Raw genomic sequence first — 6,271 nt, 5'->3', positions numbered from 1 at the left:
GCGACACGCTTCGTTATCGGTGGACGGCCCCGACAGGCGCGTTCGCCAACCAGACCGACCGCCAGACGCGCTGGACGGCCACGATGCAGCCGGGCCCGGTGGTCGTGACGGTGACCGTGGATGACGGCAAGGGCGGGACGGCAAGCGCGACGACGACGATTCAGGTGACGCCGCCGCCGCCGGTGGTCGAGCTCAACTTCGACGACGTCTACTTCGATTTCGACCGCTCGACGCTGCGTCCGGAAGCGCTGCGCATCCTGGACGACGCCATCACGAAGCTCTCGGCGAACCCGGCGAGGAACATCATCATCGAGGGCCACACCTGCAACATCGGCACGGCGGAATACAACCTCGCGCTCGGCGAGCGCCGGGCCAGCGCAGTGCGGGAATACCTCGCCAGCCGCGGCGTCGGCGCCGATCGTCTGCAGACGGTCAGCTACGGCGAGGAGCGCCCCAAGTACGACAACTCGCGCGAAGAGACGCGCCGGCTCAATCGCCGCGCGGCCCTCGTCGTGCGGGTGCAGTAACCGCCGGGAGCTGCCAGCTCCCGGCTGGCAGCTCCCGCCCGGAACCCGAATAGCCGGTAGCCGGTCGCGCTACCATCAGCCATGCCGATCCAGCGCTCCGCCGGAGACGAGATCCGGTCCCTGCTCGAAGCGCTCGCCGGCTCCAACGACACTCGACGCGAGTCGGCGGTCGCGCGGCTCGCCGTCATCGGACCGCGGGCCGTCGAGCACCTCCTGCAGGGATTTGCGGCGGCTGCTCCACAGACGCGCGCCGGAATCCTCCGCGCGCTGGAGGCCATCGGCGATCCGCGGGCGCTGCGCACCGCCGCCGCAGGACTCCAGGACCCGTCAACGGCCGTGCAGGCGGCCGCCATCGGGGCGCTGCGCGCGCTCGTCGCCGGTGATCGGGCATCCACGGCGCGGGAAGCGTTCGACGAACTGGTCGGCGTCGCGCTGAATCGGGAGCGCGGCGTCGACGTGCGCATCGCGGCGTGGGAAGCGATTCGCGACTCGGCGCAGGACGCGGACGCGGCTGTCCGCGCGGCGCTGGCAACTGATCCCAACCCGGCTCTCCGCGCCGCTGTCGATGGTCCGGCGGCGCCGGCGCCACTCGATGTCTGGAGCGATGCGATCGACGGGCGTCTGCCGCCCCTCGCCGATGCGCTCAGACTGGCCTTCGCCGAGCACCGCGGGACCGCGGGGCTTACCCAACTGCAACGACTGGTCGATCTGGTGCGCGCGCGCGAGCGTGAGGAGACCGATGCGGAGTCGCGCGAGCAGTGGCGCGCCGTCCGCGGCGCGCTGCATCTGGCGCTCGCCGGACGCGGGAGCCGCCTCGCGCTCTACGATTTGCGGGACAGTCTGTTCACCCCGGAGCGGCTGCCGGTGGCGTTTCTCGCCGCGCTCGAAGACGTCGGCGACGCGACCTGCCTCGATGCGCTCGCCGCCGCCTACGAGAGCTCCTCGCCGAGCGGCGACGCCTGGTGGCGCGAGCACCTCGGATCCGCGTTCCGCGCCATCGTCGGGCGCGAAGGCCTCACGCGGCGGCACGCGGTCATCAAGCGGGTGCTGGCGAGGTGGCCGGAGGCAGGCGAGCTGCTGCGCTGAGCCAGCAGTGAGCAGCTGACAGTCAGAGCCTGCACGCCTTTGAGCTGGCAACTGCTGCCGGGCGCGTGCTCACGAGCGCCTCAGTACGACTTTGCGAACCAGGCTTCGGCCGGTGACGGGTTCCCGCACTTCACACAGGTGCCGGTCACGTGCGCGCCAGCGAACGGGATGTTGCGCAGTGTCGCCTGCGTGTCGGTCTTGATCTGCGCCTCGCACTCGGCGCTGCCGCACCAGCCGGCGATCACGAACCCCGGACGCCCTTCCATCACGCTCTTGAACTCGCCATACGACGACACGCGGGTGGTGTGCTCGTCGCGGAATGTCCGGGCGCGCGCGAGGAGTGCCTTCTGGATCTCCTCGAGCTTCGCGGCAAGCACCGGCGCGAGCCCGTCCATCGGTATCGACTCCTTCGTCCGCGTATCGCGGCGCGCCACCATCACGGCGGATTTCTCGAGGTCCTTCGGGCCGATTTCGATCCGAAGGGGCACGCCACGCAGCTCCCACTCGGCGAACTTCCAGCCGGGCGTCTGCGAATCGCGGTCGTCGAGGAAGACGCGAATGCCGACAGCCTCGAACGCCGACTTCAGCTCCCGGGCCTTCGGCAGCACGGTCTCCTGCCAGTTGCCGCGCGGAATCGGTACGATCACCACCTGGTAGGGGGCAATGCGCGGCGGCAGGATCAGGCCGTTGTCGTCGCCGTGCGTCATGATCACGCCGCCGATCAGCCGGGTCGAGACGCCCCATGACGTCGTCCAGGCATGCTGCAGCGACTTGTCGCGTCCCTGGAACTGGATTCCGAACGCCTTCGCGAAATTCTGCCCGAGATTGTGCGACGTTCCGGCCTGCAGCGCGCGGCCGTCGCCCATCAGCGCCTCGATCGAATACGTGCGCGACGCGCCGGCGAACTTCTCGCTCTCGCTCTTCTGACCGTCCATGACCGGCATCGCGAGCTCGGTCTCGGCGCACTCCTTGTAGAGCGCGAGGATCTTCAGCGTCTCCTCTTGCGCCTCCTCGGCGGTCTCGTGCGCCGTATGGCCCTCCTGCCACAAGAACTCAGTCGTCCGGAGGAACGGGCGCGTCACCTTTTCCCATCGGACGACGTTCGCCCACTGGTTGATGAGCATGGGCAGGTCGCGCCACGACTTGATCCACTTGGCGTAGAGCGTCCCGACGATCGCTTCCGAGGTCGGACGAACGACAAGCGGCTCGGCCAGCTCCTCGTCTCCCCCCTTGGTCACCCACGCCACCTGCGGCGCGAAGCCCTCGACGTGCTCCTTTTCCTTCATCAGCAGGCTCGCGGGAATGAACAGCGGGAAGTACGCATTCACATGCCCGGTGGCCTTGAAACGCTTGTCGAACGCCTGCTGGATCAGCTCCCAGATCGCGTACCCGTACGGACGGATCGCCATGCAGCCCTTGACCTCGGTGTAGTCGGCGAGTTCCGCGCGCCGGACGACGTCGAGGTACCACTCGGAGAAGTTCTTCGACTGCGGGGTGATTTCCGTGACCCCGCCCTTACCGTCTCCCTGCCGCTGCTCCGCTTTGTCTGCCATAGCTCTTTGTCCGACGGCCGCCCCCCGATTATCGGGAAATCGGCCTGCAAATCTTTGTTATCGTATCACTCGCCGTGCATCCAGTTCACATCGCGCCGGGCGTCGCCGCGCGCCTGACCTCGCTGCTCGACGAAGTTCGCGTGCCCGACCGCCGGTTCATCGTCAGCAACGCCACCGTCTGGCGTCTGCATGAGGAGGCGTTCTCGGGGGTCACCTCCGAAGAGCCGATCCTGATCCCCGACGGCGAACGTTTCAAGAACGCGCAGACGGTCGGTCGCATCTACGACGCGCTGATCAAGGCGCGCGCCGATCGCTCGAGCGCGATCGTCGCGGTCGGCGGCGGCATCATCGGCGATATGGCGGGATTCGCCGCCGCCACCTATCTACGCGGCGTTCCGGTCGTCCAGGTGCCGACGACGCTGCTCGCCCAGGTCGACAGCGCGATTGGCGGCAAGGTCGGCGTGAACCACGCGCAGGGCAAGAACCTGATCGGCGCGTTCCACCAGCCGGCGTTCGTCGCGATCGATCCGACGCTGCTGGCGACGCTCCCGCGGCGCGAGTTCAGGGCCGGCATGTATGAGGTCATCAAGTACGGCGTCATCGCCAGCCGCCCGCTGTTCGAGCGTGTCGGGTCGTCGATGAAGGCGCTGTTCGCGCGCGACGAGCAGGCGCTGCTGCCGGTGATCCGGGAGTCGTGCGAGATCAAGCTTGCAGTCGTCGCCGAGGATCCGCACGAGCACGGCCGCCGCCGCATCCTCAATTTCGGCCATACAGCCGGCCATGCGCTCGAGGCGGTGACGCGCTATCGCCGGTTCCGCCACGGCGAAGCCGTGGCCTACGGCATGCTGGTCGCCGCCGAGATCGCGGTGACGCGCGGTGCGATGCCGGCCGCCGACCGCGACGCGCTGTCGGCGCTGATCGCCAAGATGGGGCCGCTGCCGGCGGTCGCCGACATACCGATGGCGGAGATTCTCGACGCGATCGGCCACGACAAGAAAGTCGTGGCGGGCACGCTTCACTTCGTGCTGCCGACGGCGATCGGCTCAACGGACGTGGTCACCGACGTCACGACAGACGAGATCGCGCGGGCGCTCACTCGCTGCTGCGGCCTGTGATCGAGCCGCGGCGTGGCGCGGCAGGCTACTCCAGGGCGTGCTCTTTGAGCTTGGCGAGCAGCATCTTGTAGCTGATCTGCAGCAGCTCCGCGGTGCGCCCCTTGTTGCCTTGCGCTTCGGCGAGCACCGCCTGGATCTTCTGTTTCTCGGCCTCGCGGGTGACGCGGCGGATCGCCTCGGCGAGCGTGCCCGAGAGATCGATCTCCTCCCACGGTGACGGCGGTGTCTCGCTCGTGAGCGGCGCCGCGAAGGACAGGTGCAGGTGCCGCGGAAACATCGCGTCCCCTTCGGCGAGGATGACCGCACGCTCGATGCAGTTCTGCAGCTCGCGCACGTTGCCCGGCCAGCCGTAGGTCTGCAACTGGTCCATCGCCTCGGCGGAGATGCCGAGCGGCTTCTTCTTCAAATCGCGGCAGAAGCGCTCCACGAAGTAGCGTGCCAGCACCGGGATGTCCCGCTGCCGCTCGCGCAGCGGCGGTACGGTGATCGGAAAGACCGACAGCCGGAAATAGAGATCCTCGCGGAACCGCTTCGCGGCCACCGCCGCCTTGAGGCCGCGGTTGGTGGCCGCCACCAGACGAACGTCGACCTGCACCGACGCGGTGCCCCCGACCCGCTCGAAGCGCTTTTCCTCGAGCGCCCGCAGGATCTTCGCCTGGAGCGGAAACGGGAGATCGCCGATTTCGTCGAGGAACAGCGTGCCGCGGTGCGCCATCTCGAACTTGCCCGGCTTGCGGGCGGCGGCGCCGGTGAACGCCCCTTTTTCGTAGCCGAAGAGCTCGGTCTCGAGCAGGTTCTCGGGAATCGCCGCGCAGTTGATCGCGATGAACGGCGCGTCGGCGCGCGGGCTCAGCGCGTGCAGCGACCGGGCGAAGAGCTCCTTGCCGGTGCCGCTCTCCCCTTCGAGCAGCACCGTCGCGTCGGTCGAGGCGGCGCGCTGGAGCGCGGCGAACACCCTGCGCAGGGACGGGTCGTCGCCGATGATCTGCGGCGCTCCGCGCCGGACCGCCAGCTCCTCCTTCAGGAGCAGGTTCTCGGCGATGATCCGCCGCTGCTCGAGCGCGCGCGCCACCAGCAACAGCAGATGGTCAGGATCGACGGGCTTGGCGAGAAAGTCCATCGCCCCTTCCTTCATCGCGCGCACGGCGTCCTCGATGCTGCCGTAGGCGGTCATCACGATGACGGGAATGTCGGCGTCGATCTCCTTGGCGGCGCGCAGCACGCCGAAGCCGTCGCCGTCGGGGAGGCGGAGGTCGGAAAGCACCAGGGCGGGTTGCGCCTGCTGCAGCAGCCGCACCGCTTCGGGCTGATCGCGCGCTTCGAGAACGGCGTGGTCCTGCCGCTCCAGCGCGTGCCGCAGCATCGTCCGGAGCGAGTCCTTGTCCTCGACGAGGAGAATCTGATCGCTCAGCGGAGCCAGCCTGCGGGAACGCTCGAACGCCGCGCGTCCTCCTCGATGTCCGCGATCGCCTTCCTGGCCTTCTCGAGATCCAGGTTGACGCGATCGAGTTCAGCCAGCGCCTTCTGGCGCTCGTCGCCGATCTGGGCGCGCTGATAGGGATCGTCGCGCGCCGTGAAATCAGCGGTCAGCCCGTTGATACGCGACTGCAGCGCCTCGCGAAACATCTCTCCCCGCCGCAGATCGTCGCGCGCGGCGGTGATCTTGGCGCGCCAGGCGTTCTCGTCCATCGCCGGCGCGTTGGCGTTCTTGCCGTCGGAATCCTTCGCGTCTTTCTGGTCCTTGGGGTCCTTGGGGTCCTTGACGCCCTGAGCGGACGTGGGGGCGGCCGCAGGCGTGGTCGCCTCGGGCGTGCTGTCGCCCGGAACGGCGATCTTCTTGAGGTCGTCGTTGGTATAGACCTTCGACGCCGGCGCCGCCGCCTTGCGCCGCTCCGCCTCCTTCTTCGCCAGATCACCCAGCGACTGCGCGCAGACGGGAACCGCCAGCGTCAACATCACGCCCGCGATTACGGCGCAAGAACCCTTCATG

General features: G+C 68.5%; 6 protein-coding genes. 3 read left to right on the top strand and 3 right to left on the bottom strand.

The window, feature by feature from the left end:
- Both VGI12_05600 and VGI12_05595 read left to right on the top strand, forming a co-directional pair.
- On the top strand, positions 1-527 hold a 527-nt coding region (locus VGI12_05600), incomplete at its 5' end, for an OmpA family protein (protein HEY2432131.1).
- Between the two features lie 81 nt (positions 528-608).
- Entirely contained in the window at positions 609-1,613 is a 1,005-nt protein-coding gene (locus tag VGI12_05595; protein HEY2432130.1) for a HEAT repeat domain-containing protein, read from the top strand.
- Between the two features lie 80 nt (positions 1,614-1,693).
- Here VGI12_05595 and proS read toward each other — a convergent pair whose 3' ends face one another.
- Positions 1,694-3,166, bottom strand: coding sequence for a proline--tRNA ligase (gene proS, locus VGI12_05590; protein ID HEY2432129.1), 1,473 nt, complete (start codon positions 3,164-3,166; stop codon positions 1,694-1,696).
- A 74-nt stretch (positions 3,167-3,240) separates the two neighbouring features.
- Here proS and aroB point away from each other — a divergent pair, with 74 nt between their 5' ends.
- Positions 3,241-4,281, top strand: coding sequence for a 3-dehydroquinate synthase (gene aroB, locus VGI12_05585; GenBank protein HEY2432128.1), 1,041 nt, complete (start codon positions 3,241-3,243; stop codon positions 4,279-4,281).
- A 25-nt stretch (positions 4,282-4,306) separates the two neighbouring features.
- Here the strand turns inward: aroB and VGI12_05580 are convergent, their stop codons facing one another.
- Positions 4,307-5,680 carry a sigma-54 dependent transcriptional regulator gene (locus tag VGI12_05580; GenBank protein HEY2432127.1) on the bottom strand — a complete coding sequence of 458 codons (1,374 nt, stop codon included), beginning with the start codon at positions 5,678-5,680 and terminating at the stop codon, positions 4,307-4,309.
- Positions 5,681-5,688: 8 nt separating this feature from the next.
- Positions 5,689-6,270, bottom strand: coding sequence for a hypothetical protein (locus VGI12_05575; GenBank protein HEY2432126.1), 582 nt, complete (start codon positions 6,268-6,270; stop codon positions 5,689-5,691).
- Position 6,271: the final 1 nt, after the last annotated feature.

This window comes from Vicinamibacterales bacterium (assembly GCA_036496585.1).
In the GTDB taxonomy this organism is placed as follows: domain Bacteria; phylum Acidobacteriota; class Vicinamibacteria; order Vicinamibacterales; family 2-12-FULL-66-21; genus JAICSD01.
This window is presented reverse-complemented; position numbering and strand designations above follow the sequence as displayed.

Coding starts and splice junctions, on each gene's coding strand:
- VGI12_05595 (HEY2432130.1), top strand. CDS start 609: ATGCCGATCCAGCGCTCCGCCGGAGACGAGATCCGGTCCCTGCTCGAA.
- proS (HEY2432129.1), bottom strand. CDS start 3,166: ATGGCAGACAAAGCGGAGCAGCGGCAGGGAGACGGTAAGGGCGGGGTC.
- VGI12_05575 (HEY2432126.1), bottom strand. CDS start 6,270: ATGAAGGGTTCTTGCGCCGTAATCGCGGGCGTGATGTTGACGCTGGCG.